The sequence below is a fragment of the Rhizobium sp. Leaf262 genome (assembly GCF_001422245.1).
Classification (GTDB): Bacteria; Pseudomonadota; Alphaproteobacteria; order Rhizobiales; family Rhizobiaceae; genus Agrobacterium.
The window spans coordinates 139931-163812 of the sequence record NZ_LMMM01000012.1 but is presented as its reverse complement, the minus strand read 5'-3'; the positions used below and the strand labels follow the sequence as shown (position 1 = coordinate 163812).

The following is a 23882-nucleotide window of genomic DNA, read 5'->3' as shown; positions in this document are numbered from 1 at the left end:
GATGAACGTTGCACAGACCATTGTTCCCGGTAATTCCGACGTCGTAAAGCAGACCGGCAGGCAGGACAGGGATAGCGCGTCTAAAAAGGGCGGCTCGGGCTTTTCCGATACGCTGGGTTCGCTCGACAAGAAAAGCTCCGCTCCGCAGTCCTCGTCCAGCGCGTCTGGTAACTCTTCTACGGCGTCTTCGACGACCGCCACTGCGACGAGCGGTCAGCCGACCGCAACGACGGTGGCGGACGGCGGCAAGACGCCGGTGAACGATGGTACGACCCCGATGTCACCCGTCGCCAATGGTCTCGCAAAGCCCGTGGCACCGAATACCTTGTTCATGGATGCGACCCAGACCCTCGTGGGGCAGCCGAACGATGGCACTTTTGTCAATGGCGCTGATGCCGCGAAGCTGGTGGAGACGGTATCCAACACAGTCCCGCAGCTCGCCAATACGGAAACCGATGCTGCTGTCCTCCCTGAAATGAGCGATCTTGCCAAGCTGGTGACCGCCCTGAGCAAGCCGATCGCTTCCACTGCATCATCGCAAGGGGACGCAACGGTGGAGGGCACCAGCGACGCCGAGGCGGAAACAGATGCTCCGGCTACAGATGTGGCGGGCGAGGGCATGGATTTGTTGTCCCTGCTTGCATCAACGACCATGCCGGTCAACCAGGCAGCGCCATCATCGAACCAGGCTGCAAATCCGTCCTCGGAGGGTTTGGCTGGCATGGCGCTTGATCAGGCCGCCCCTGCTGAAGTCGGCACGACATCATCGACGGTGGTCAGGTTGCAGAAGCAGGATACGCCTGCAATCGATTTTCACATTGAGACACAGGAAGATGGATCTGCAAAGCTTGATGTTTCTGCGGCTGCAGGCGATGTTTCCAATGTCGTGCAAGTCGTTGAAAGCAGACGTTTTGTCGGCATGGCAGCCGCTTCCAATGCAGCGGCGATTTCGAGCGCGATGGTCGCCGATCCTGATTGGGCAACCACCATGGCGGGCCAGACCAGCAACGGGCCGATGATCTCTAGCACCGGGCAGGTGGTGCATGTCCTCAAGATTCAGATGAGCCCTGTCGAGCTCGGTCACGTCACCGCAGCGATGAAGCTGGTCGGCGATGAGTTGAGCGTACAGCTGACGGCCCACACACTGAAGGGCTATAGCGAGTTGCAGAAGGACAGTTCCGATATTCTGGACGCCTTGAAATCCCAGGGCTTCAGCGTCGATCAGGTCACGGTAACGCTGGCCAGCGGTGCGGACCGACAAGATAGCAGCACCAGCAACCGACAGCCCCCGGATTCTGGCCACCAAGGTGCGCAGCAGGGCCAGCGCGGCAACGAAGAGAAGTCGCAGGAACAGTTCTACCGGCAGTCTGGCGGCCGCGCACGTGAGGAGACCATTAGTCATGAGAGCACTTCACAGCCTGAAGTACCTGCTCGCGTTACCAGCGCTCGTCCTGACCACGTTTACCTGTGAGGCCTCTCAATCGTCCTTGCGGCTCGATTGTGAGCGGCAGATACAGGCAGCGGCGGGGCACTACGGCATCCCTGAAGGCATCCTTTACTCAGTGGGACTGACGGAAACAGGACGTAAGGGTTCTCTCAGTCCCTTTGCCATCAACATCGAAGGCAAGGCCTATTTTCCCGAAAATCTTCCAGAGGCCTACAAGCTGGTGGATGATGCCAGACGCAACGGCGCCAAGCTGATCGATATCGGCTGCATGCAGATCAACGTCTATTTTCACGGTGCGGAATTCAACTCCGTTGCCGAAATGTTCGACCCTGCAAAGAACGTCGCCTATGCCGCAAAATTCCTCAAAAGCCTTCATGACCGTCACGACACATGGACGATGGCCGTCGCGCGTTACCATGCCGGACCCAACAATGACCCCGCCCAACAGAGATATGTGTGCCGTGTCATCAGCAATCTGATTGCCACAGGCTACGGTCAATGGACTGCCAATGCGAGAAATTTCTGCCTCGGCTAGACAACCTGTAATTGTTTGACCGTCAGCCATAAAGACCTGTTAGACACTCAAACCCAAATGTGGCGAGATTCCATCCAAAAATGGCAAGCAAGCACAAAGTGACTTGACTCGCACTTTTCCACCAAAAAAATATCCTTAATTTTGAAAGGGCATACTATATATAGATCAAATCGGGACAATATGGTTAATCAATTATTAATTAATGCCTGTATGTTTTTGTAGTTGTGAGAGATTCACGCGATTCGTACACCTCAGCATGTAGATTGGCTACACTGATTCGGAGGCGGACGAATGATCGTGGTAGTTGATGAGCGCAAGCTTGTTAAAGACGGGTACACAGCCCTTTTTGGGCGAGAGGGAATTCCCTCAACTGGATTTGATCCAGTGGAATTTGGTGAATGGGTAAACACGGCGGCAGATTCTGACATCGCGGCAATTGAGGCATTTCTGATCGGTCAGGCAGAGATGACTCAGGAACTGCCGCGTGCGATCAGAGATCGTTCGCAAGCACCTGTGATTGCGGTAAGCGACCAGCATTCGCTGGATGCGACACTGGCACTGTTTGATTGCGGCGTGGACGATGTCGTCCGCAAGCCGGTTCATCCGCGTGAAATCCTGGCACGCGCAGCGGCTATCCGCCGACGCTTGGCTGTTCTCACGAACTTCACGGATGCTGGACCTATCCGGGTCTTTTCCGACGGACGCGACCCCGAGGTCAGCGGTGAGGTTTTCCCTCTGCCGCGTCGCGAACGCCGTATTCTGGAATATTTAATCGCAAACCGTGGCCGCCGTGTTTCCAAGGCGCAGATCTTCAACGCGATCTACGGCATCTTCGATGAGGAAGTCGAAGAGAACGTCGTCGAAAGCCACATCAGCAAGCTTCGCAAAAAACTGCGTAAGAAGCTCGGTTTCGATCCGATCGATTCCAAGCGGTTTCTGGGTTACTGCATCGACTGGAGCTGATCACGCTCTACCCGGAAATCCTGATACGGATTTTGGGAGAAACACATGCAACTTCATCGTTGACACGCCGTGGATTGAAACAGTCCGCGGCGTTTTTCTTTCAACTTATTTTGCACTTCAAAGCATTTTTCATCACCGACGGTTGCTTAAACCCGTGTCTCAAAGATTGGTTCCCACCAATTTCTCTTTTTTCTCGATATCGCCAGCCAGTGAGAAAAACAGACAGCCTCACGCAAGGCCCGCATCCTAACTTCACAGCAGATGAGAACAGAGGATTCGAAATGAGCCTTTTTGGAACGATGAAAACCGCCGTATCCGGCATGGGTGCTCAGGCAAACAAACTGGGGACAGTCGGCGACAACATCGCCAATGCCAGCACGACTGGATACAAGAGCGCATCGACCGCATTCTCCTCGCTCGTCTTGTCGTCTGCAGGTGGGAACTACAATTCCGGCGGAGTCGAAACCAAAGTTAATTATTCGATTTCCCAGCAAGGCGCAGCCGTTGCAACGCAGTCCTCCACAGACCTTGCGATCAATGGCGATGGCTTCTTTGTCGTCCAGGACACTGCAGGCAACGTTTTTCTGACACGCTCCGGTTCGTTTACTGCTGATGACAACGGTAACCTCGTCAACGACGCTGGCTTCACACTTTTGGGTTATGAGTACACCGGCACGACTCCAACCACCGTCATCAACAGCTATGACGGTCTGGTTCCGGTGAATGTCTCTGCCAACGGCATGACGGCAACGCCTTCTACTACCGGCAGCATTACAGGCAACCTAAGCGACTCCGCTCCTATCGTTGATCCCACGAAGCTCCCGAGTGAAAATAGCGCTACGGTAAATGTCGATCAGATCGGAACGCTCAAAACATCGGTTACGGGATACGACAGCCTAGGCAACGAAATTAAATACGATTTCTATTTTGCCAAAACGGAAGACAACGTCTGGGAAGTCACAGTTTACAATGCTGCGGATGCCTCTGCCAACGGGTCTTTTCCGTATAGTGGCGACCCGGTGGCTTCTGACATCATGAATTTTGACCCAGACACAAAAACGTTCGACCTCAAGAGCTTGACGCTTGATGATACCGAAAACGATTTGAGCATCTTGGTCGATCTATCTGGTATGACGCAATTGGCTGCTACGAACTCGACGATCGAAAAGGGCGGGATCAATGGTAACCCAGCCGAGCAGGTGCGCTCGGTGTCTATCGACAGTGACGGCACGGTTTACGCAACCTATGCCAAGTCCGCGTCTCGAGCGCTCTACCGCATTCCTCTGGCCGATGTTGCTAGCCCCGACAATCTTTCTGTTCTCTCCGGAAACGTTTTCCAGCCGAGCGCAGACTCCGGTGTGGTGACACTTGGTTTCGCGGGGCAGACAGGGTTTGGCAGCATCGCATCGAAGCAGCTGGAATCTTCTAACGTCGATATCGCAACCGAGCTGACTGAAATGATCCAGGCGCAGCGCAGCTACACCGCAAATTCCAAGGTCTTCCAGACGGGTTCCGATCTCATGGAAACACTCATCAATCTGGTACGGTAACGCTTTAAAGGACGGGTGAATGTCGCTTGCTTCGGCGCTAAATACGACAAAAGCAACTCTGAGCAATACGGCTCTTCAGAGTGGCGTCGTTTCGACCAATATTTCGAACGCCAGTTCTGCGGATTATAACCGCCGCACTGCGATCACGACCACCAATACGACTACAGGTGCGATCACGGTCAAGATCGAGCGCACGGAAGACGCTGCACTTTTGAAGCAGACGCTCAGTGCAACGTCTGACGATGCGGGAAAGCAAGCGTTTCTCGACGGCATGAACTCGTTAAGCGTCGTCTTGGGCGGAGCGGAATATTCTGCGGCACCTTCCAGCTATCTGGCTGCACTGCAGGAAGCGATGCAGACTTACGCTGCGTCGCCAGGTGACGTGACTTTGGCTTCGGCGGCAATCAACGCTGCGAGCGACGTTGCCAACTCGTTGAATACATCGACGCAAGCGGTACAGCAGTTGCGTACCGATGCCGACCGGGAAATCTCGACGACCATCGGAACGCTCAACCAGCTTCTTTCGGATTTCGGTAAAGCCAACAGCAATGTTACCATGGCTAATGCATCCGGCGGCGATCCTAACAGCGCGCTCGATCAGCGCGAGGCTATTCTCAAACAGATTTCTGAGATCGTCGGCGTGTCGACGTCGGTTCGCGCCAACAACGACATGGTCATCTATACCAGCGATGGCACCACTCTCTTCGAAACGAACCCAAGAAAAGTGTCGTTCGATGCCAGCGCTGGTTACGATGCAACCACGATAGGTGGAAGCATCTATATCGATGGTGTCGCCGTCAAGACAGGATCCGGCAGCAACACCGATGCGAAAGGCAGTTTGCCAGCGCTTCTTCAATTGCGCGACGAAGTCTATCCGAACTATCAGGCGCAATTGGACGAGATCGCCCGTACCGTGATGGGCGCATTCGCTGAAACGGACGCAAATGGGGACCCGGTTGCAGGATTGTTCACGACGTCGGATGCGTCCGTGGTCGATTTTGGCACAGCCGAAATCGTGCCCGGCCTTGCCGGTCTGATCAAGGTGTCGCCCGACGCCGTTGCATCGCCGACGAAGCTTCGTGACGGTAATATTGCCGACGAAAACTACAATACCGATATATCTTCGGGCTATTCGGACCTGCTGTACAAATACGCAGCTGCATTGAATGCACAGGTCGAGTTTGATCCGAAGGCGGGCATCTCGACCAACGTTTCTCTACTCAGCTTCGCATCCGACTCGGTTGGCTTCGTGGAAGAATACCGCAGCAATGCGACAACGGCTGCTGAAAGCACATCGGCCATGTTGAACAAGTCGAAGGAGGCCTACTCCAACTCGACAGGCGTCAATCTGGACGAAGAGCTGATCCAGATGCTGGACATCGAACAGTCTTACAAGGCTGCGGCTAAGCTGATGTCCACCATTGACGACCTTTTGAAGACACTGATGGAGGCCGCGGGCTGATATGAAAACGACACCCATTTCTTCTCTTTCCATCAGCAGCGCCATGCAATTGACCGTTTCCAACGCACAGACGGAGATCACAAAGTTGCAGACCGAAGCCGTGACCGGAACCTATGCGGATGTGGGCCTGGAGCTGGGCACACGAACATCCACGAGTGTGGATTACAACCGCGAAAGCAGCCGTTTGCAATCCATCATGGACTCCAATTCCATCGCCGAACAGCGCATGGACGCGTCCCAGTTGGCCATGGAAAATATGTCCGCTTCGGCCCAGACCCTGCTGAATTCTGTCATCGCTCTCAGCGGCAACACGGACGCCAGCAGCTTGAGCGTTGCCAAGACCACGGCCATGTCCACGCTCGAAAACTTCGTCAGCTACTCCAACACTTCGGTCAACGGCGAATTCCTCTTCTCCGGTATCAACACCGATGTTCAAACGCTGAGCGATACGTTCATCACTGACATCACCGACGATTTCAACACGGCTTTCTCGACGCAATTCCCCGACCCTTCGTCGGTGACTGCGGACGACATGAAGGCTTTCCTCGCCGACTATCAGGATGGCCTTGACTGGTCGTCGTGGACAGGCGCGTCGGAAACCACCATGAGCAGCCGCGTTAGCACTTCAGAAACCGTATCTACATCCACCACTGCCAATTCGGACGGTTTCAAAAACCTTGTGCTTGCAAGTGTGATATCGTCACAACTGGTAAATTCCGGATTGAATGCAAGTGCGCTGGCCGTCGTTAACGACACCACCACAAGCCTGGCCGGGTCGGCGATTTCCGGCATCGATACCCAGCGCGCGCAGATTGGCTTGTCGCAGGAACGCGTGGAAAAGGCGAATACCTACATGAGCGCCCAGAAGACCATCATCGATACGCAGCTCAACAACCTTGTCGGTGTCGACACATATGAAGCGTCCACACGCCTGACGACGCTGCTCAACCAGGTCGAGACATCCTACACGATCACCTCGAAAATCCAGGGCCTGAGCCTTGTCAACTATCTCTGACGAAAACAAGAAACGCCTATGAAGGGCGCGGTTTAGACCATGAAGGAAAGATGAATGTTCCAGTTTTCATACGCGGAGATAATGGAGGATGACCCCAATATCGCCCGGGACAGAGAAAAACAGGTCCTAGAAAGATCGATTGAACTTCTACAAGCCGCCAAGGCGCATGACCATTACGGCAAGGACGGCATCGAAGCGGTATTCTACACACGACGCGTTTGGACCAGGCTCATCGACGATCTGAAACAACCGGAAAATGAGCTGCCAGTTGAACTAAAAGCCAACCTGATATCCATCGCTATCTGGATTCTTAGAGAGTGCGAGCAGATACGCAAACGTAATTCCAAGAATTATCAGGGCATAATCGACGTTACAACCATCATCAAGGATGGATTAAAATGAAAAGTACGCTGCGGATCTCTTTGAAGTCTGGGGAAAAAATCTTCATCAACGGTGCAGTCCTGCGCGTTGACAGAAAAGTCTCTCTGGAATTCCTCAATGACGTGACATTCCTTCTGGAAAACCACGTCCTGCAACTTGAGGACACGACAACGCCTTTGCGGCAGCTCTATTTCATCGTCCAGATGATGCTGATCAACCCTGAAGGCAAGGAGCAGTCCTTGTCACTGTTCCGCAAGTCGATCACCATGTTGCTGACCACGTTCAAGAACGAAGAAATTCGCTCGGAACTGAAGCGCATCGACGCGACGGTTTCTTCGGGCCGTCCATTCGACGCACTCAAGACCATCCGCGGCCTTTACGCCAAGGAAGAAGCCATTCTCAACAGTCACGAGATCACGCCTGCCGTGGTCAATGAACTCAGACGGGAAATCGCACCATGGCGGTAGACGGCGTCACGACAACGACAGCAACGACAAACACTGCAGCCAAGACGTCGACCGCCAAGTCGGATGCGTCGAAGGCGTCGCTGGATTACGATAACTTCCTGCAGTTGCTCATCACCCAGATGAAAAATCAGGATCCGACGGATCCGATGGATGCCAGCGAACAGGTCGCCCAGCTTGCGACCTTCTCCCAGGTGGAGCAGTCCATCAAGATGAACACCAATCTTGAAAGCCTGCTTTCCGTCAATACGCTGTCCAACGCGTCGTCCTATATCGGCAAGACGTTGACCAGCGCAGACGAGAAGACCACCGGTGTGGTCGCCTCAATCAAGGTTACGGCAGACGGTTTGACAGCCACCACGACGACTGGCGGCACGATTGCGATCACGTCGGGCATCAAAATCGCCGATACGCCGAAGACCACGTCTTAACGGCCTGTTGCGAATCATATACCGCTATATATAGACGGAAACGGCGTCACTGAAACTTTGAGACTTTCTTCGGCTTCGTGACGCCGATTACCCCGAGCGGACTGAGATGAACGAGGCCGACGCTCTCGATATTATGCAGAATGCGATCTGGACCGTCCTGATCGCCTCTGGCCCTGCCGTGCTTGCAGCCATGACAGTCGGCATCATCATCGCTTTCATTCAGGCGCTGACGCAAATCCAGGAAATGACGCTCACCTTCGTCCCGAAGATCATTGCGGTCATGGTAGCAATCGGCATCACTGCGCCCTTCGTCGGCGCGCAGATCGCCATGTTCACGAATATGGTTTTTTCCCGCGTGCAATCCGGGTTCTAGGCTTTCGGCAAACATCGCAGCGGGCTTGACGCTTTCCAGCACGCAATACGCGGTTGCTCTCTCATGACATATTTGACCTTGGCATCACGCTTGGAAGGACTGCAGACCCACAGGGCGATGCGGCAGAGTACCTTTGATCTACGACCCTCTGTTTTTACTGCATTTTCTGAGTGACGTGAGATCGAAAGCGGCGGACACTCACGGCCTTCGATCCGGTACAATTCATTCTCGAATGATGAAATGAAATGGTGCTGCGAAAGAGGATTGAACTCTCGACCTCTCCCTTACCAAGGGAGTGCTCTACCACTGAGCTACCGCAGCATCCGACGTCGAAGCAGTTGCCTGACATCAAGTTGGGGGCCTATTGCCATAGGTTTATGACGAGTGCAAGCCGCAATTTCAGACTTCGTCATTCATGGGGGCAAAAATCGGCGGGGGCTGTTGAAAAGCCTGAAATTCAGCTAGTGATGCGGTCATGGACGAAGATCACGATGTTTTAACCGATCATTCGGCAGCGTCATCGGGCCAGAATGGTCCGGGCGACAGAGCCAAAAGGCAGGAGGCCGAACGCAAGGCGCGGGCGGCCAAAAAGCTGCGGGAAAACCTTGCCCGCCGCAAACAGCAGGCGCGCGCCCGGCGGGCGGGAGAGGCGGACGAAACAATCGGTTTGCCTGCCGCAAAAACGGACGAATCGTGCTGACAAAAGAGATTCATCAGAAATTTGAAATGGTAAGGCGTTTCCTCTACTGCATAATCTAAACGAGATCATGCGGCAGGCGCGCCGTTCAGACCATGTCATAAGATATCATAGACCGGATCGGCTGGAGAGGCCCTCCGTTCCAAAGCACTCAGGAAAGGCGGGCTAAAGCCCGTAGGGACGTATGGATCGCATCAGAATTACCGGCGGGAACGAACTCAACGGCATTATTCCCATTTCGGGCGCCAAGAACGCGGCCTTGCCGTTGATGATCGCGTCGCTGCTGACGAGCGATACCCTGACGCTGGAAAACGTACCGCATCTGGCCGATGTCGAGCAGCTCATCCGTATTCTGGGTAACCATGGGGTCGATATTTCGGTCAACGGCCGTCGTGAAAGCCAGAGTGAAAGCTATTCCCGTACGTTGCATTTCACCTGCCGTACTATTGTCGATACAACGGCACCCTACGAGCTGGTTTCCAAGATGCGTGCAAGCTTCTGGGTCATCGGGCCGCTTCTGGCGCGTGAGGGCAAGGCACGCGTATCGCTGCCCGGCGGCTGCGCCATCGGCACACGTCCCGTCGATCTTTTCATCGAGAGCCTAGAGGCACTCGGTGCCAACATGGAGATCGATGGCGGCTACATCAACGCGACCGCCCCCTCCGGCGGTCTCGTCGGCGCGACCTACACGTTCCCCAAAGTTTCCGTAGGTGCAACGCATGTCATGTTGATGGCCGCATCTCTGGCACGCGGCACCACCGTCATTCACAATGCCGCACGCGAGCCGGAAGTCGTCGATCTCGCCGATTGCCTCAAGGCCATGGGTGCAAAGATCGATGGCGCAGGCACATCCACCATCACCATCGAAGGCGTGACCTCGCTTTCCGGCGCGCGCCATCGCGTCCTGCCGGACCGTATCGAAACCGGCACCTATGCCATGGCCGTTGCCATGACCGGCGGCGATGTCGTTCTGGAAGGCACACGCGCCTCGCTGCTCGATAATGCCCTGGAAACGTTGAAGCTCGCTGGCGCGACCATCACCGAGACCGACACAGGCCTGCGCATCGTGCGCAATGGCAATGGCATTCACCCCGTAGATGTCGTAACAGAGCCTTTCCCAGGCTTTCCCACGGACCTTCAGGCGCAGTTCATGGCGCTGATGACGCGGGCACAGGGTGTATCCCACATCACGGAAACCATTTTCGAAAACCGGTTCATGCACGTGCAGGAACTTGCACGTCTGGGCGCGAAGATTTCGCTGTCCGGCCAGATGGCACGCATCGAAGGCGTTTCGCGTCTCAAGGGTGCACCGGTCATGGCGACGGACCTTCGCGCCTCGGTGTCGCTGGTCATCGCCGGGCTGGTGGCGGAAGGCGAGACCATGGTGTCGCGCGTCTATCACCTTGACCGTGGTTTCGAGCGGCTGGAAGAAAAGCTCAACCGTTGCGGCGCGCAGGTCGAACGCGTCAGCGATTGATCGATGCCATTCCTCATCGAAGTCCGCTGGTTGTAGAGCGGTCTTCGACTGCCTATCTCCATATCAGATATTGGACATAAGCGGCTTGCCCGCGCAAAGAGGACATAGACACGATGAGCGGCCTTAAATTGATGGCGCTGGATGGGGAGGATCTCTCCATCATCTCTACACACATGCAGGATAGCGTCTTCAAGCTGAAAGACGCCTCTTTCGATCGCAGAAGCGGCCAGTTCCTTGTTTCGGCCAACCGGTTCGTCTGGGAAAGCGTCAGCAGGAAAGGCCAGTCGCCTGAGCGTTGCCGCAGCGTTCTTGCCGTGAAAAGGGTGGGCAACGTCCGTTCCTACGGTTTTGATCGCGGCAACAAGGAGCAGGTGCTGTCCCTGCTTGCCATTCAGTTTACCCAGAACGGCGAAGGCCCGGAAGGCACCGTTGAACTGACACTGTCTGGCGGTGGCGCAATCGCGCTTGATGTGGAGTGCATCGAGGCACAATTGACCGATGTCAGCGGTGGCTGGGAAACGGTGTCGAAGCCTCAGCATCCGCAAGACTGATTTTCAACACGCTCTTATAATCCAGGCGGACAGGGAATTGCCTTGCCCGCCTGTTTCGATTTATGCCACATACCCAGAAGCGCACGTGCAAACGTGCAGGCCAAAAGCATTCGCCCCGCCCGGTGGACGGGGCCTTAAGAGGGTAGGTTACGTGGCAATCTGGCTGGAGCAGGCGTCGGCGAATTTCGAACAGGCTTTCGCGGCATTCCTGACGACGAAGAGAGAAGTATCCGAGGACGTTAACGCGGTCGTGCGCGATATCATCGATGATGTCCGCAAACGTGGCGATGAGGCTCTGGCCCATTACTCTCTCAAGTTCGACAAGCTCGATTTCTCCAGAACCTCCATGCGGGTTACGGCTGCGGAAATCGATGCGGCGATTGCCGAGGTCGAACCGGCTGTTCTGGACGCCCTGAAGCTTGCGGCGGCGCGGATCGAAAAGCACCATGCGCGGCAAATGCCCAAGGATGATATTTACGAAGACGATATCGGAGTGGGTCTCGGTTCGCGGTGGACGGCGATCGAAGCTGTCGGGCTTTATGTGCCGGGCGGTACCGCAAGCTACCCAAGCTCCGTGCTGATGAATGCCGTGCCTGCCAAGGTTGCCGGCGTGGAGCGTATCGTCATGGTCGTTCCAGCCAATGGTGGCACCATAAACCCGGCAGTGCTGGCGGCAGCGCGCATAGCGGGCGTCGAGGAAATCTACCGCATCGGTGGCGCTCAGGCCGTGGCGGCACTTGCTTATGGCACCCAGACGATTGCGCCAGTCGCCAAGATTGTCGGGCCTGGGAACGCCTATGTCGCAGCTGCCAAGCGGCACGTCTTCGGCACTGTCGGCATCGACATGATTGCCGGTCCATCCGAAGTGCTCGTCATTGCAGACGGGAATAACGACCCGGAATGGCTGGCCGCAGACCTTCTGGCGCAGGCGGAGCATGACGAGGGCGCGCAGTCCATTCTGATCACCGATGATGCCGATCTCGGCAAGGCAGTGGAGCAGGCCGTGGAACGGCAATTGACGCTGCTGTCCCGCTCGAAGACGGCGACGGCCAGCTGGCGGGATTTCGGCGCGATCATTCTGGTAGATGATCTTTCCAAGTCCGTTCCCCTCGCCAATCGCATCGCCGCTGAGCATCTCGAACTGGCGGTGGACGATCCCGATGCTTTGATGGCAGGCGTGCGCAATGCGGGCGCCATCTTCGTCGGTCGCCACACGCCAGAGGTCATCGGCGATTATGTCGGCGGCTCCAACCACGTTTTGCCGACCGCACGGTCTGCCCGCTTCTCGTCCGGATTGTCGGTGCTGGACTTCGTCAAGCGCACATCGATCCTGCGTTTGGGTCCCGATCAGCTGCGGCAACTGGCTCCGGCAGCGATAACCCTTGCCCATTCCGAAGGGCTGGATGCGCATGCCCGCTCTGTCGCCATCCGTCTCAATCTGGAAGGATGAGAGATGGCCGACAGCGTTTTCAGACTCTGCGACGTGGTTCTGGACGAAAGCATCGGCCGGTCCACCCCTGATGTCGAACACGAACGCGCCGTCGCCATTTTCGATCTTATCGAAGAAAACTGTTTTGAACCGGTGGGGCATGTCGGCGGGCCGTACAAGCTCAATATTTCGCTGGTTGATTCAAAGCTGGTCTTTGCGATCAACACGGAGGACGACAAGGCGGTCGCGACCCACATTTTGTCGCTGACACCGTTTCGCCGGATCATCAAAGACTATTTCATGATCTGCGAAAGCTATTACGAGGCGATCCGGTCCTCGACGCCGAGCCAGATCGAAGCCATCGACATGGGCAGGCGCGGTATTCACAATGACGGTTCCCAAACATTGATGGACCGTTTGTCCGGCAAGATAAAGGTGGATTTCGATACTGCCCGGCGTCTCTTTACGCTTGTCTGTGTGCTCTATTGGCGGGGCTAGGCATGCAGGATCCGGCGGTGCTCGACTTGAAAGAAAAGGCCCCGCGCGCCATATTGTTCATGTGTGGCATGAACTCGATCCGCTCTCCCATGGCCGAGGTTCTCGCCAAACAACTCGTTGCTCCCGGCATCTACATCCAATCGGCAGGGGTGCGCGCAGGAGAGCGTGACCCTTTCGTCGATGCGGTGCTGGATGAGGCGGGACTGACGCTCGGCAAACACAAGCCGAGAACGCTGGATGAAATCGAGGATGATTTCTTCGATCTCATCATCACGTTGACGCCGGAAGCCCATCACACGGCGCTCGAATTGACACGATCGAATGCGCTTGATGTGGTCTATTGGCCGACGATGGATCCAACTGTCGCCACCGGCACGCGTGATCAGATACTGGACGCATACCGAGAGGTGCGGGAACACCTGAAAACATTGATTTCGGAGCGCCTTCCGCAACGCGCGAAGCCATTTTCCGAGACACTTTAAAACGAATGACAATTTAGGTTCACAAATGTGCGGCGATTGTGTAGTTTCCGCGCAATTTTCCCGGACTGTTCAGTCCGGCAATATCAACAGGAAGAAAAACCCTATATGACCAAAGAAGAAGTCCTCGAGTTTCCGGGCGTCGTGACCGAACTTTTGCCGAATGCCACGTTCCGCGTGAAGCTGGAAAACGAACACGAAATCATCGCCCATACGGCTGGCCGCATGCGCAAGAACCGTATCCGCGTTCTGGCGGGCGACAAGGTGCTTGTCGAAATGACGCCTTACGATCTGACCAAGGGTCGCATCACCTATCGTTTCAAGTAATCGCCCGGCTGATCGGACGACTGGCAGACCATGACAGACGCAAAACAAAAGCTCATACTGGCTTCCGGATCGCCCCGCCGTCTTGAGCTGTTGCATCAGGTAGGCATCGAGCCTGCACGTCTGATGCCGATGGATATCGACGAGACACCCGCCAGGCTCGAACACCCGCGCACGCTCTGCCGTCGGCTTTCGCTGAGCAAGGCCGAAGCCGCTTACAAGGCGGTGAAGGGTGAACTCGCCTGGAAGGGCGCTTATGTCCTGGGTTCCGATACGGTTGTCGCCGTCGGTCGGCGTATCGTCGGCAAAGCCGAATATATCGAAGACGCGTCTGCTGCGCTTCACCTTCTGTCCGGGCGCAGTCACTGGGTCTATACCGGCGTTTGCCTGATGACCCCCAGCGGCAAGGTACGCCAGAAGGTGGTTGAAACCAAAGTGCGTTTCAAGCGTCTTTCCCAGCACGAAATCGAAAACTACATCGCGTCGGGCCAATGGCGCGGCAAGGCAGGCGCTTACGGCATTCAGGGCATCGCCAGTTGCTTCGTGCAGAAATTGACGGGCTCCTACACCAACGTCGTCGGGCTACCGCTCTATGAAACGGTGTCGCTTCTGGCCGGTGAAGGTTTTGAGGTGGCTTCCGCCTGGCAGGAAGGTTGATATCATGACAGATTCCACCGTCACTCCGTTGCGCAAGACACAGCCTTGCCCGGAATGCAAACGACCCTCGACCCGCGAGGATTATCCGTTCTGTTCCGACAGATGCCGCTCTCTTGATCTTTCGCGCTGGCTGAAAGGCTCATACGCCATTCCCGTTGCCGATGATGAGCGCAATGCGGAAGAAACGGAAGAGCGACGCCGCGGCGATGAGGACTACTGACACCGTCAGATGCGGATATTGTTACCAACCTTGATAAAGGCCCGATATCGCAGGATTCGGGCCTTTTCCTCATCTGGCGGACAATTGAGCCACTGCCAGAAGCGTATCGGCGCTGATCGATGTTCCGCTGCTGCTCGTAAGAATAGAGAGCGATGGAGACGAAGCAGTGTTGTTCTGGACGTCGTAGAGCGCGGTAAAGCGCTTGAGGAGTTTGCTGACGTAATCGGGATCCTGAAGCTGCTTCAGGTCTACGAACTTGTTGACCATTTCCGCCTGCTTGGTCACATCCATGTTGGCGATGGTGCTGGGCAGGCTGAAACTGGTCTTGAAGAACTGGAACAGGGCGTCATCACTGAGGAAGCTATAGGCGCTGGTAATGGTCGGCGCCATGCGTTCGAAATACATCGCGAGGCGTACGCCCGCATTGCTTTCGCCCTGCTGCTCTTCCAGCGTCTGACGGAAATATTGATTGGTCGTTTCCAGAAGCGCACCGCGCTGCTGTCCGCCGCTCACGGTCTCGGGGTTTAGCTCCCCCTTGGCATCGAAGTTGAAGGAGCCGACAAGCTCGGCAAAGGCCCCATTTTCCTGCGTGTTGACGAAGCTCTTCGGATCGGAAAGATCGGAGGCAAACATCTTCTTGAGATCGGCAGTCTCGACACTTTTCGGGTCGATGCCGCTACCCACGAGCATGAAATCCGTCAGACGGCTGTCGGCCAGAAGATCGGCCACCGTCTTGATCGATTTCATCTGCTCCGTGTAATACTCGATTTCCGTGTCGGCCTTCGTAGTCGCCGTCTTTTTAGCTTGCCCCGATAATGTGCGCAGCTGGCTGGCCTTGTAATCATCCGCCAGCTTGTCGGTCATGGCTTCGGACTGTGCCAGAACCGGTGCCTTCAACTGCCCGTCGGCGGTGAAGTTGAAAGCCTTGTTGAGCTCCACGAAACGCTCGTCTTTCAGCGAATTGACGTAGCTCTTCTTGTCGGACACATCGCTGGTGAGAACACGCTTCAACTCTGAAGCGCTGACTTCGTCAGGATCTATACCGAACGCTCTCAGCGCCACGTCCCAAACCTCGGTCACGTCGTTATTCTTTTGATCTTTGTCTTTCTTGTTCGAGACGAAGAAATCATCAATGTTTTCGAAACTCGAGATACGGGTCTTGTAATTGGCAACGGCGGCATCGCTTGCTGTGGACTGGTCGGCGGAAAAGGCCGTGTCGTAAAGCTTGGCAACATCAGAGGTCTGGGTCGCCGTCTGCGGCGTGTCGCCATTGGCCAGCGTTCCGTCCGTTTGAAAATTGAACTTGTCCAGCAAAGCCGTATTGCCGTAGTTCGTCGCAAAACTTTCACTCGACATGAGGCTGGCGACGCTGCTGGGCAACATGATGGAGTTGAGGCCGAACGCCGTCTTGACATAAGCCAGCATGCGGCTGTCTGAGACCAGTTCTGTAGCCGTCGTGACCTTCGCCACATTCTTCTCGAAATAGCGGTTGTTCGCTTCGGCCAATGTGTCTGAGTTGAACGTCGATTTTTTGAAGATATAGCCCAGTTTCAGATCTTCGGTCTGATCCGCCGTCTGTGCGCTGACGCCAGTGTCGAGCGTGCCATCGGCATTAAAATTGAAGGCTTCCGCAAGTGTCTTCCATGCCTTGTTCTTGGCTTGGTTGGCAACACTGTTCTCGTCGTCCAGATCGCTGGTCAGCACCTGTTTCAGGTAGCTTTTGGAAACGAACTCTGAATCAAGGCCGACGGCGTCGAGCATATAGGTCTGCAGCCTGCTGTTCTTGAGCAGGTCGTCGACACTGGTGAAGGTGCCTATCTTGCTGGCAAAATAGGTCGCATCGTCCTTCAGTGACTTTTCCTCCGCAGCAAAGGAGGCGCTATAGGCGTCGGTCAGGCTGGTGGACTGGGCGGAATTCTGCGCGACCTTCTTGTCACCGGCAAAATTGAAGGCCTCGGCAAATTGAACATAACGCTTGTCGGTCAGCGAGTTGGCGAAGCTGGAACTGTCAGTAAGGTCGCTCTCCAGCACCTTGCGCATGAAGGCCTTGCCGTAGGTCATGTCCTCAAGGCCATAGGCCTTCATCGCATAGGAATAAAGCTTGTAGTCGCCGAGAAACTCATCGACGGTCGTGACCTTGCCGATGTTTTCCTTGTAATAGGCTGTATCCTTGGCCACCGAGGATTGATTGGCCACCGTAGACAGCGATGACTTCAAATCCCGGTTCACGGTCAGATAACTTGCATAGGTGGAAATCGTCGCCATCGGGTAGCCTTGCAGGGTTTGGCCGTCAATCATGGCCTGCGTGCACGCTCTCATCGCGCGAATAACTTGCCGCGAATATATTACAGAATTGGTGTGAACCAAAGCCTAAATCTCGCGCATAGACCTATCTTTGCAGCATTGGCGATACTCGCCATTCCATCCACTCTCGCGCAAGCTTGGATGCTTAAACCCGGGGCGTCGATCTCTGTCCAATGGGTCGGCAGGCTTTCCCATGAGGGGAGGGCTGAAATGCTTCTACAGTTTCTCATGAAGAGATGGAGTTAGAATGGCAGCGCCGACCAGCATATTGCCCCTTCCGAAGGTCGCCCCGCGCGGTCGCGATGTCGGGTTTGCCGTGGGCATCGTGTGCATTCTGTGCATCCTCTTCCTGCCAATCCCAGCATTCGTCATCGATTTGGGCTTGGCGTTTTCGATTGCCTTTTCCGTTTTGATCCTGATGGTGTCGCTGTGGATCCAGCGCCCGCTGGATTTCTCGTCTTTTCCGACCATTCTTCTGATCTCGACCATGATCCGTCTGGCGCTGAACATCGCCACGACGCGCGTTATTCTTTCGCACGGAAACCAGGGACATGATGCCGCCGGTGGCGTGATTGCGGGCTTTTCCAGCCTCGTCATGTCCGGCGACTTCGTTATCGGTCTGATCGTCTTCCTCATTCTCATCGTGGTGAACTTCATCGTCATCACCAAGGGTGCGACGCGTATCGCGGAAGTCGGCGCGCGCTTCACCCTCGATGCCATTCCAGGCAAGCAGATGTCGATCGATGCCGACCTGTCTGCCGGTATCATCAACGAAAAGGAAGCACAGCTTCGTCGCCGCGAACTCGAAGAAGAAAGCGCCTTCTACGGTGCGATGGACGGTGCGTCCAAATTCGTGCGCGGTGATGCTGTCGCCGGTCTTCTGATCACCGCCATCAATATTTGCGGTGGCATCATCATCGGGGTCTTCCGCCATGGCATGCCCATCGGCGAAGCCGCCGACGTGTTCGTGAAGCTCTCCGTCGGTGACGGTATCGTCTCGCAGGTGCCGGCGCTGATCGTTTCGCTGGCAGCGGGTCTGATCATCACCCGTGGTGGCACGCTGGGCTCTACCGACACCGCCGTCATCAACCAGCTGAGCGGCTATCCAAAGGCGCTATCGGTCGCATCCGGACTGATGTTCGTCCTGTCGCTCGTTCCCGGCCTGCCTTTCATCCCCTTCTTCTTTCTGGGCGGCTTGCTGGCATTCGGCGCCTGGTTCATTCCACGGCAGATCGCGCAGCAGAAGGACGCAGAGCGCGTTGCGGAAGAACAGCAGACGAGCAAGACGGAAGAAGCCGAAAAGGATACCGTCAAGAACTCGCTGCGCACCACGGAAATCGAACTTGCACTGGGCAAGCAGGTTTCGCCCCGGCTCTTGGGCGCGCATCAGGAACTGGGCTTCCGCGTCGGCAAGATGCGCAAGAAGTTCGCCACGCAATACGGTTTCGTCGTTCCGGAAATCAAGGTCACCGACGACATCGCTATTCCCGACAAGTCCTATCAGATCAGAATTCACGGCACGACCGTTGCGGCCAGCACCTTGCGCGTCGGCGAAGTTCTCGTCATCACCGGCAAGGGTCGCAGACCGTCTGTTCCGGGTGACGAGGTTCGCGAGCCAGCGTTCGGCATGCCGGCCGTCTCCGTGCTCGAGCACTTCGTGGAAGACCTCAAGCGTGAGGGCTTCCATCCGATTGACAACATCTCGGCACTGCTGACCCACGTCAGTGAAGTCATCCGCAACAATCTGCCGATGTTGTTGTCCTACAAGGACGTCAAGGTTCTCATCGAGCGGCTGGATCCGGAATACAAAAAACTGGCGGATGAAATCTGCTCGTCGCACATGTCCTATTCCGGCCTCCAGGCCATTCTCAAGCTGCTGCTGGCCGAGCGTGTCTCGATCCGCAATCTTCACCTCATTCTCGAAGCCGTGGCGGAACTTGCACCCCATCTTCGCCGTACCGAACAGATCGTTGAACATGTTCGCATCCGCATGGCGCAGCAGATTTGTGGCGACCTTTCCGACAACGGTGTTCTGCGGGTGCTGAGACTGGGCACGAAGTGGGACGTCGTGTTCCAGCAGGCCATCAAGCGCGATCCGAAGGGTGAAGTCATCGAATTCGACATCGATCCGCGGCAGGTGGAAGAGTTCTCCAACGAGGCAAGCAAAGTTATCCGTGAATACATGGATGTCGGGCTGCCATTCGTACTTGTGACTTTGCCTGAAACCCGGTCTTATGTCCGCATGATTACGGAACGCCTCTTCAGCACGCTGCCGGTGCTGTCACACGTCGAACTGGCCAAGGGCACGGAAATAAAGATACTCGGCTCGATCTCATGATCTCAGACCCACAGGGAACGGTTATGGCGCTGTTTCTGGCATTTTGTCGGATCGGCGCCTGCTTGATGGTGATGCCGGGATTTTCCTCGGCTCGCCTTCCCATGCAGGTCCGCCTGTTGCTCGCCATGGCCCTTGCCATGGCGATTTTGCCGTTGTTGTGGACCACCATCTATCCGGTGGTCAAAGCCGACAGCATCACATTCCTGAAGTTCATGTTCTTCGAATCACTGGTCGGCGCCACCTTCGGCATGATTGCGCATCTTTACGTGCTGGGAATGCAGTTTGCCGCGACCGCCATGGGTACGGCCATTTCCTTCACCGGCCCCCCCGCGCAGGACGTGCTGGAAGACACCTCGGAAAACCAGTTGGCGAGCATGCTGTCCTACGGTGTGCTTCTGTTGCTGTTCATCCTCGACTTCCACCATGTGGTGTTTCGCGCCATCGTGGATTCCTACGGCTCCATCCCGCTGGGCGGCATGATCAGTGTGCAACGTATGCTGATCACGCTCACCGATACGCTCGTCGCCGCCATGAACATCGCTCTGCGCGTGGCCAGTCCTTTCATTCTCTACGGCTTTCTCTTCAACGTCGCCATTGGCTTGATCAACAAGCTTGCTCCCCAGATACCGGTCTATTTCATATCCACCCCGTATGCGTTGGGCGGCGGTCTGTTGCTGCTCTACTTCGGAATTGCAGCACTGGTGAACCAGTTCGTCACCGGGTTCTTTCGTGTCTTTGCGAATATGTGAGGTCAGTGATGGACGATTCGAAATCCAAGAAGCTCAGCCGCCTGGTCAAGGTGCAGGGACACCTGAAACAGATGGCTGAAAACGAGCTTGCCATCACCACCCGTGAGCGCAACGAGCTTGCGGAGAAGATCGACTCGCTCAGCGGTTATCTGACCTCGCTCGATCCTGTGCATCAGGACATGCTCAAGCATTATGTTACCCGCCACAGCAGGCTGAAGTCGCGCGATGTGCGTCTGGAGTCCATCGAGAAGGCGCAGGAACAGCATGTACTGAAAGAGACGAAAAAGGGCGAGCGCCTCGAAGACAAGCGCGATGCCGCTCGCGCCGACGAGCAGCGCGTGCGCGAGGATAATAGCGTCTACGAGATGATCGATCTTCAGATGAGCCTGAAAGACACCAGCCTCCAGCAAGGTTAGGCAGGTATCGTCATCCGATCATTACGGAAAGGATGACGACGTGGCCATTTCTCCTCCAAGCGATCTTGTGCTTGATGTTGTGAATGCGGCGGACCCGACACAGGTTCTGGCGGCACGGGAAAAACTGCGCTCGGTGAGCGCCACCCATGAGGCATCGGTTCTGACGGCCAGCAATGCCGGCTTCGAATCGGCCATCAACAGCATTGACACGGCTGCGAGCAAGGCAGGCGTCGGCAACATCCACCACATCAAGTCCGACGAGAAAATTCCCGAGACCTATCGCAAGTTCGAAGCCAGCGTTCTGTCGACCATGTTGCAGAACATGATGCCAAAGGAAAGCGAAGAAGTTTACGGCAAGGGATCTGCGGGCGACTTCTGGAAAAGCATGATGGCCGAGCAGATGGCGGATGCCGTTTCCAAGCGTGGCGGCATCGGCATTGCCGAGCAGGCCTATTCTCAGGCGATGCAGAAGGTGCGCAACGCCGAGGCACCCACCAGTGTGAACGAAGATAGCAAGAGCCTTGCCGTCAGCATGGTGACGGACTTCCAGCGGCGCATATTTTCTGTAGCCGAAACCAACAAGACTGAAAGTTAAGCGGCGGAGCGCTGAAAATGATGGAAATCGTCAATAACGACTACAGAGCACAGGCCATTCTGGGCCGTCTTGAAACGGTGATCGACAACGAAAACCAGCGAATCGGCAAAGACCCCGATTTCGATTTCAAATTGTCCAATGCCCATAAAAGCCGCTGCCTTTATGAACTCAGCATGCTGTTGCGAGATGTGGACGGCGCAAAGCTTGCGGCAGCGCACAAGCGTCAGATCCTCGACATCAAGGCAAAGCTTGCCATCAATACCCGTCGCGTCGAAGCCAATCTCCATGCCGTCAAGGCTGTGGTCGATCTGCTGAAGACGGCGGCCAAGCGTGCTGAAGACGACGGCACCTATTCGCTGCAACAGTTTGCGAGCGGGGCGCAATGATCAAGCTGATCGCGACCGGGATATGGATTCTCGTCGTAACGCTCGGCGGCGTCTATGCTGCCGTGACTTTTGGAAATCATGGTGGGGATCAATCCGCTGAGGTTGTCCACCCCCCGCATTTCGTGCAGAGCGAAACCGTTACGCTGCCCGTTGTTTCCGATGGCAGCGTCTCCGGTTACTTCCTCTTGCGCGCAAGCCTCCAGGTGGATGAAGACGCGCTGAAGGAAGTCAACGTTCCGGTGCCGACGTTTCTGACCGACGAGCTTTATACGCTTCTGGTGGGCGACAAGCTGGTAGATGTCAAGGACGCCGACAAATTCGACGTGAACGGCTTCAAGACGAAGATCAAGGACGGGCTCAACGCAAGGCTCGAAAAGCCGTTGGTCAAGCAGGTTCTCATCCAGCAGATGGACTTTATCTCCAAGGAGGAGATCGAGGCGCGGGACCCCAATAGAAAGCCTCGCAAGATCGTCGTTGATACAGACCCCGAGCCGCCAAAACCTGCGGCTGCCAGCTCCGGTCACTGAACCGTTCTGCTTCATGAATTCAACCGCTCGAACCGCATCACGCCGGTTCGGGCGGTTCTTCTTTGCGGTGTTGCCCGCCATCCGCCCGGCCCACAGCTTCATTTCAGACCACTGGGTGTGGCCCTCTTCGGCGGAAAATAAGGGGTGCTGGTCTACGATGCGAGAGAAGGCGTGGGGACAACGGGACTGAAACGGTCACTCGTTCGGTGTTGAGATCACGCATGGATCAAGCGTTGCGGTGATCTCGACGGCCATATGAAGGCGTCAGATCAATAGAACGATCTGACGAGCGAGCCGACAAGCAGGTTCCAGCCATCGATCAGAACGAAGAAGAGGATCTTGAACGGCAGCGAGATCGAGGTCGGCGGAAGCATCATCATGCCCATGGCCATGGTGATGGTCGCCACCACCATGTCGATGACGAGGAACGGCAGGATGATGAGAAAGCCGATTTCGAAACCGCGGCGAATTTCCGAGAGCATGAAGGCGGGAATGAGAACGCGATATTGTGGTACGTTGCCATTCATCGTTTCCTGACCGCGCTCATTGGCGAGGTCGACGAAAAGGGCAAGGTCCTTGGGACGGGTGTTGGCCACCATGAACCCACGGAATGGCTCGGCGGCGCGCTCCAGCGCCTGCGCCTCGTTGAGCTGGTTCTGCAACAGCGGCTGAAGACCGTCCTGCCAGGACCGCTCGAATGTTGGCGCCATGACGTAGAAGGTCATGAACATGGCCATGCTCGTCAGGATCATGGTGGACGGCGTCGTTCCCAGGCCCATTCCAGACCGCAGGATCGAGAACGCGATGATGAACCGCGGAAAGCTGGTCACCATGATGAGGATGCCGGGCGCGATCGACAGGACCGTCAAAAGCCCGAATGTGCGAATGATCCACGAGGCTGCAGACCCATCAAGCGGCAGATTGAGCAAATCCGCCGGCGTTTGTTGGGCGAGCGCAAGTCCCGGTGTCAGGACTATAACCAGCAGAAGGAAAAGTTTTCGAATCATTCTATCACAAAGGTTCTGAAGAGAACCTTGGATACGCGCCCTTTTGATCTGAGGTCAACGATTTCTCTCAGGTCATCCCTAAGATATTGAAAGCCGCGCGGGCCCTGCAACTGCTGGAGAGAAACCGTTCTGAGATAAGCCATCAGTTCCTGATGCAGGTCCTGGGCAAGACTGGTGTCGCCCGGACCATTGAACTGCAAGGCAATTTCGAGCCTGACCCAGTTATCCGAGGGGTAACCGAGATTGGTAACGATGGGATCGAGCGGGATGAGGCTTGGAGCTGCAGCCGCTGCGCCGTGTTCGCCGCCGGCTGCCGGAGCGCCGTGGCCACCCTCGGCAGCGGCCGGTGCATGGTCCGGCGCGGGTGCTGCCGGTGTGGCGGCCGCGGGAGCAGGCGCAGACGGGACCAGCAGGGTCTTGCCGACGAACCAGCCGCCGCCGATGCCCAGAAGCGAGAGCACGGCAATGGCACCCGCCGTCACGATGACGGATGGCTTTTTCGGAGCAGCAGGTTCGATGGTCGTGAGGCTCATGATCGCTTCTAACGTCTGTCTTGGCTGACGGCCCCTGCGGAATGCAATGGGCCGGATGCTCTGGAATAGTTTCG

The 23882-nt window shown here is 56.0% G+C and carries 28 protein-coding genes and 1 tRNA gene; 25 read left to right on the top strand and 4 right to left on the bottom strand.

What is annotated here, in order from left to right; genetic code table 11:
* Position 1 precedes the first annotated feature (1 nt).
* From ASF29_RS11850 to fliQ, 10 genes are all read left to right on the top strand, one after another.
* On the top strand, positions 2-1471 hold the full coding sequence (locus ASF29_RS11850) for a flagellar hook-length control protein FliK (protein WP_062450880.1): 1470 nt from the start codon (positions 2-4) through the stop codon (positions 1469-1471).
* Positions 1401-1982 (top strand): transglycosylase SLT domain-containing protein, encoded by a 582-nt coding sequence (locus ASF29_RS11845; protein WP_156462638.1) that lies wholly within the window; start codon positions 1401-1403, stop codon positions 1980-1982. The genes ASF29_RS11850 and ASF29_RS11845 overlap by 71 nt, the downstream gene beginning before the upstream one ends.
* A gap of 291 nt (positions 1983-2273) precedes the next feature.
* On the top strand, positions 2274-2945 hold the full coding sequence (locus tag ASF29_RS11840; protein ID WP_062450879.1) for a winged helix-turn-helix domain-containing protein: 672 nt from the start codon (positions 2274-2276) through the stop codon (positions 2943-2945).
* A gap of 281 nt (positions 2946-3226) precedes the next feature.
* Positions 3227-4495, top strand: coding sequence for a flagellar hook protein FlgE (locus ASF29_RS11835; protein WP_062450878.1), 1269 nt, complete (start codon positions 3227-3229; stop codon positions 4493-4495).
* Between the two features lie 19 nt (positions 4496-4514).
* Positions 4515-5957 carry a flagellar hook-associated protein FlgK gene (gene flgK, locus ASF29_RS11830; protein ID WP_062450877.1) on the top strand — a complete coding sequence of 481 codons (1443 nt, stop codon included), beginning with the start codon at positions 4515-4517 and terminating at the stop codon, positions 5955-5957.
* A 1-nt stretch (position 5958) separates the two neighbouring features.
* Positions 5959-6972: a flagellar hook-associated family protein gene (locus ASF29_RS11825; protein ID WP_062450876.1), complete on the top strand. Its 1014-nt coding sequence runs from the start codon at positions 5959-5961 to the stop codon at positions 6970-6972.
* A gap of 54 nt (positions 6973-7026) precedes the next feature.
* The gene (gene flaF / locus ASF29_RS11820; RefSeq protein WP_062450875.1) at positions 7027-7374 is read left to right on the top strand and encodes a flagellar biosynthesis regulator FlaF; all 348 of its coding nucleotides are present in this window, start codon (positions 7027-7029) and stop codon (positions 7372-7374) included.
* Positions 7371-7820, top strand: coding sequence for a flagellar biosynthesis repressor FlbT (gene flbT, locus ASF29_RS11815; RefSeq protein WP_062450874.1), 450 nt, complete (start codon positions 7371-7373; stop codon positions 7818-7820). Before flaF ends, flbT begins: the two co-directional genes overlap by 4 nt.
* On the top strand, positions 7811-8248 hold the full coding sequence (flgD, locus tag ASF29_RS11810; protein ID WP_062450873.1) for a flagellar hook assembly protein FlgD: 438 nt from the start codon (positions 7811-7813) through the stop codon (positions 8246-8248). The genes flbT and flgD overlap by 10 nt, the downstream gene beginning before the upstream one ends.
* A gap of 106 nt (positions 8249-8354) precedes the next feature.
* Positions 8355-8621, top strand: coding sequence for a flagellar biosynthesis protein FliQ (gene fliQ, locus ASF29_RS11805; RefSeq protein ID WP_062450872.1), 267 nt, complete (start codon positions 8355-8357; stop codon positions 8619-8621).
* Positions 8622-8867: 246 nt separating this feature from the next.
* Here fliQ and ASF29_RS11800 read toward each other — a convergent pair.
* Positions 8868-8942 (bottom strand) — tRNA-Thr (locus tag ASF29_RS11800).
* Positions 8943-9096: 154 nt separating this feature from the next.
* Here ASF29_RS11800 and ASF29_RS11795 point away from each other — a divergent pair.
* The 9 genes from ASF29_RS11795 (at position 9097) to yacG (ending at position 14953) form a co-directional block, all read left to right on the top strand.
* Positions 9097-9321 (top strand): hypothetical protein, encoded by a 225-nt coding sequence (locus ASF29_RS11795; RefSeq protein ID WP_062450871.1) that lies wholly within the window; start codon positions 9097-9099, stop codon positions 9319-9321.
* Between the two features lie 181 nt (positions 9322-9502).
* On the top strand, positions 9503-10795 hold the full coding sequence (gene murA / locus ASF29_RS11790) for a UDP-N-acetylglucosamine 1-carboxyvinyltransferase (protein WP_062450870.1): 1293 nt from the start codon (positions 9503-9505) through the stop codon (positions 10793-10795).
* Positions 10796-10908: 113 nt separating this feature from the next.
* Complete coding sequence (locus tag ASF29_RS11785; RefSeq protein WP_062450869.1) at positions 10909-11346, top strand: DUF2948 family protein; 438 nt, start codon at positions 10909-10911, stop codon at positions 11344-11346.
* Positions 11347-11497: 151 nt separating this feature from the next.
* Positions 11498-12796: a histidinol dehydrogenase gene (hisD, locus tag ASF29_RS11780; protein ID WP_062450868.1), complete on the top strand. Its 1299-nt coding sequence runs from the start codon at positions 11498-11500 to the stop codon at positions 12794-12796.
* Between the two features lie 3 nt (positions 12797-12799).
* Positions 12800-13273 carry a UPF0262 family protein gene (locus tag ASF29_RS11775; protein ID WP_062450867.1) on the top strand — a complete coding sequence of 158 codons (474 nt, stop codon included), beginning with the start codon at positions 12800-12802 and terminating at the stop codon, positions 13271-13273.
* Between the two features lie 2 nt (positions 13274-13275).
* Positions 13276-13755: a low molecular weight phosphatase family protein gene (locus ASF29_RS11770; RefSeq protein WP_062450866.1), complete on the top strand. Its 480-nt coding sequence runs from the start codon at positions 13276-13278 to the stop codon at positions 13753-13755.
* Positions 13756-13860: 105 nt separating this feature from the next.
* Positions 13861-14079 carry a translation initiation factor IF-1 gene (gene infA, locus ASF29_RS11765; protein ID WP_027673809.1) on the top strand — a complete coding sequence of 73 codons (219 nt, stop codon included), beginning with the start codon at positions 13861-13863 and terminating at the stop codon, positions 14077-14079.
* A 30-nt stretch (positions 14080-14109) separates the two neighbouring features.
* Positions 14110-14733, top strand: a complete 624-nt coding sequence (locus ASF29_RS11760; protein ID WP_062450865.1) for a Maf-like protein — start codon at positions 14110-14112, stop codon at positions 14731-14733.
* A 4-nt stretch (positions 14734-14737) separates the two neighbouring features.
* Positions 14738-14953, top strand: coding sequence for a DNA gyrase inhibitor YacG (gene yacG / locus ASF29_RS11755; RefSeq protein ID WP_062450864.1), 216 nt, complete (start codon positions 14738-14740; stop codon positions 14951-14953).
* A gap of 69 nt (positions 14954-15022) precedes the next feature.
* On the opposite strand, the gene ASF29_RS11750 is transcribed toward yacG, so the two are convergent.
* Positions 15023-17251 carry a DUF1217 domain-containing protein gene (locus tag ASF29_RS11750; RefSeq protein WP_244473539.1) on the bottom strand — a complete coding sequence of 743 codons (2229 nt, stop codon included), beginning with the start codon at positions 17249-17251 and terminating at the stop codon, positions 15023-15025.
* A 253-nt stretch (positions 17252-17504) separates the two neighbouring features.
* On the opposite strand from ASF29_RS11750, the gene flhA reads away from it, so the two are divergent.
* Genes flhA through ASF29_RS11720 form a run of 6 tightly spaced genes read left to right on the top strand, consistent with a single transcriptional unit; the run spans position 17505 to position 22268 of the window.
* Positions 17505-19595, top strand: a complete 2091-nt coding sequence (gene flhA / locus ASF29_RS11745; RefSeq protein ID WP_062450863.1) for a flagellar biosynthesis protein FlhA — start codon at positions 17505-17507, stop codon at positions 19593-19595.
* Positions 19592-20344 carry a flagellar biosynthetic protein FliR gene (fliR, locus tag ASF29_RS11740; RefSeq protein ID WP_062450862.1) on the top strand — a complete coding sequence of 251 codons (753 nt, stop codon included), beginning with the start codon at positions 19592-19594 and terminating at the stop codon, positions 20342-20344. The genes flhA and fliR overlap by 4 nt, the downstream gene beginning before the upstream one ends.
* A gap of 8 nt (positions 20345-20352) precedes the next feature.
* Positions 20353-20760, top strand: a complete 408-nt coding sequence (locus ASF29_RS11735; protein WP_082453471.1) for a hypothetical protein — start codon at positions 20353-20355, stop codon at positions 20758-20760.
* 40 nt (positions 20761-20800) lie between these two features.
* The gene (locus ASF29_RS11730; protein WP_062450861.1) at positions 20801-21355 is read left to right on the top strand and encodes a rod-binding protein; all 555 of its coding nucleotides are present in this window, start codon (positions 20801-20803) and stop codon (positions 21353-21355) included.
* Positions 21356-21375: 20 nt separating this feature from the next.
* Positions 21376-21741: a hypothetical protein gene (locus ASF29_RS11725; RefSeq protein WP_062450860.1), complete on the top strand. Its 366-nt coding sequence runs from the start codon at positions 21376-21378 to the stop codon at positions 21739-21741.
* The gene (locus tag ASF29_RS11720; protein ID WP_062450859.1) at positions 21738-22268 is read left to right on the top strand and encodes a hypothetical protein; all 531 of its coding nucleotides are present in this window, start codon (positions 21738-21740) and stop codon (positions 22266-22268) included. Before ASF29_RS11725 ends, ASF29_RS11720 begins: the two co-directional genes overlap by 4 nt.
* A gap of 269 nt (positions 22269-22537) precedes the next feature.
* On the opposite strand, the gene fliP is transcribed toward ASF29_RS11720, so the two are convergent.
* Both fliP and ASF29_RS11710 read right to left on the bottom strand, forming a co-directional pair.
* A complete protein-coding gene (gene fliP / locus ASF29_RS11715) occupies positions 22538-23275 on the bottom strand; it encodes a flagellar type III secretion system pore protein FliP (protein WP_062450858.1) in 738 nt (245 codons plus the stop codon).
* Positions 23272-23808 carry a flagellar basal body-associated FliL family protein gene (locus ASF29_RS11710; protein ID WP_062450857.1) on the bottom strand — a complete coding sequence of 179 codons (537 nt, stop codon included), beginning with the start codon at positions 23806-23808 and terminating at the stop codon, positions 23272-23274. The genes fliP and ASF29_RS11710 overlap by 4 nt, the downstream gene beginning before the upstream one ends.
* Between the last annotated feature and the right edge of the window lie 74 nt (positions 23809-23882).

Excerpts from the sequence above, each read along its gene's own strand:
- ASF29_RS11845 (WP_156462638.1), top strand. The coding sequence starts at position 1,401 with ATGAGAGCACTTCACAGCCTGAAGTACCTGCTCGCGTTACCAGCGCTC.
- fliR (WP_062450862.1), top strand. The coding sequence starts at position 19,592 with ATGATCTCAGACCCACAGGGAACGGTTATGGCGCTGTTTCTGGCATTT.
- ASF29_RS11760 (WP_062450865.1), top strand. The coding sequence starts at position 14,110 with ATGACAGACGCAAAACAAAAGCTCATACTGGCTTCCGGATCGCCCCGC.
- flaF (WP_062450875.1), top strand. The coding sequence starts at position 7,027 with ATGTTCCAGTTTTCATACGCGGAGATAATGGAGGATGACCCCAATATC.
- ASF29_RS11735 (WP_082453471.1), top strand. The coding sequence starts at position 20,353 with ATGGACGATTCGAAATCCAAGAAGCTCAGCCGCCTGGTCAAGGTGCAG.
- flgD (WP_062450873.1), top strand. The coding sequence starts at position 7,811 with ATGGCGGTAGACGGCGTCACGACAACGACAGCAACGACAAACACTGCA.
- fliP (WP_062450858.1), bottom strand. The coding sequence starts at position 23,275 with ATGATTCGAAAACTTTTCCTTCTGCTGGTTATAGTCCTGACACCGGGA.
- murA (WP_062450870.1), top strand. The coding sequence starts at position 9,503 with ATGGATCGCATCAGAATTACCGGCGGGAACGAACTCAACGGCATTATT.
- ASF29_RS11770 (WP_062450866.1), top strand. The coding sequence starts at position 13,276 with ATGCAGGATCCGGCGGTGCTCGACTTGAAAGAAAAGGCCCCGCGCGCC.
- ASF29_RS11840 (WP_062450879.1), top strand. The coding sequence starts at position 2,274 with ATGATCGTGGTAGTTGATGAGCGCAAGCTTGTTAAAGACGGGTACACA.
- ASF29_RS11785 (WP_062450869.1), top strand. The coding sequence starts at position 10,909 with ATGAGCGGCCTTAAATTGATGGCGCTGGATGGGGAGGATCTCTCCATC.
- ASF29_RS11825 (WP_062450876.1), top strand. The coding sequence starts at position 5,959 with ATGAAAACGACACCCATTTCTTCTCTTTCCATCAGCAGCGCCATGCAA.
- ASF29_RS11850 (WP_062450880.1), top strand. The coding sequence starts at position 2 with ATGAACGTTGCACAGACCATTGTTCCCGGTAATTCCGACGTCGTAAAG.
- flbT (WP_062450874.1), top strand. The coding sequence starts at position 7,371 with ATGAAAAGTACGCTGCGGATCTCTTTGAAGTCTGGGGAAAAAATCTTC.
- flgK (WP_062450877.1), top strand. The coding sequence starts at position 4,515 with ATGTCGCTTGCTTCGGCGCTAAATACGACAAAAGCAACTCTGAGCAAT.
- ASF29_RS11720 (WP_062450859.1), top strand. The coding sequence starts at position 21,738 with ATGATCAAGCTGATCGCGACCGGGATATGGATTCTCGTCGTAACGCTC.
- ASF29_RS11725 (WP_062450860.1), top strand. The coding sequence starts at position 21,376 with ATGGAAATCGTCAATAACGACTACAGAGCACAGGCCATTCTGGGCCGT.
- ASF29_RS11795 (WP_062450871.1), top strand. The coding sequence starts at position 9,097 with ATGGACGAAGATCACGATGTTTTAACCGATCATTCGGCAGCGTCATCG.
- ASF29_RS11750 (WP_244473539.1), bottom strand. The coding sequence starts at position 17,251 with ATGATTGACGGCCAAACCCTGCAAGGCTACCCGATGGCGACGATTTCC.
- infA (WP_027673809.1), top strand. The coding sequence starts at position 13,861 with ATGACCAAAGAAGAAGTCCTCGAGTTTCCGGGCGTCGTGACCGAACTT.
- yacG (WP_062450864.1), top strand. The coding sequence starts at position 14,738 with ATGACAGATTCCACCGTCACTCCGTTGCGCAAGACACAGCCTTGCCCG.
- fliQ (WP_062450872.1), top strand. The coding sequence starts at position 8,355 with ATGAACGAGGCCGACGCTCTCGATATTATGCAGAATGCGATCTGGACC.
- flhA (WP_062450863.1), top strand. The coding sequence starts at position 17,505 with ATGGCAGCGCCGACCAGCATATTGCCCCTTCCGAAGGTCGCCCCGCGC.
- ASF29_RS11775 (WP_062450867.1), top strand. The coding sequence starts at position 12,800 with ATGGCCGACAGCGTTTTCAGACTCTGCGACGTGGTTCTGGACGAAAGC.
- ASF29_RS11835 (WP_062450878.1), top strand. The coding sequence starts at position 3,227 with ATGAGCCTTTTTGGAACGATGAAAACCGCCGTATCCGGCATGGGTGCT.
- ASF29_RS11710 (WP_062450857.1), bottom strand. The coding sequence starts at position 23,808 with ATGAGCCTCACGACCATCGAACCTGCTGCTCCGAAAAAGCCATCCGTC.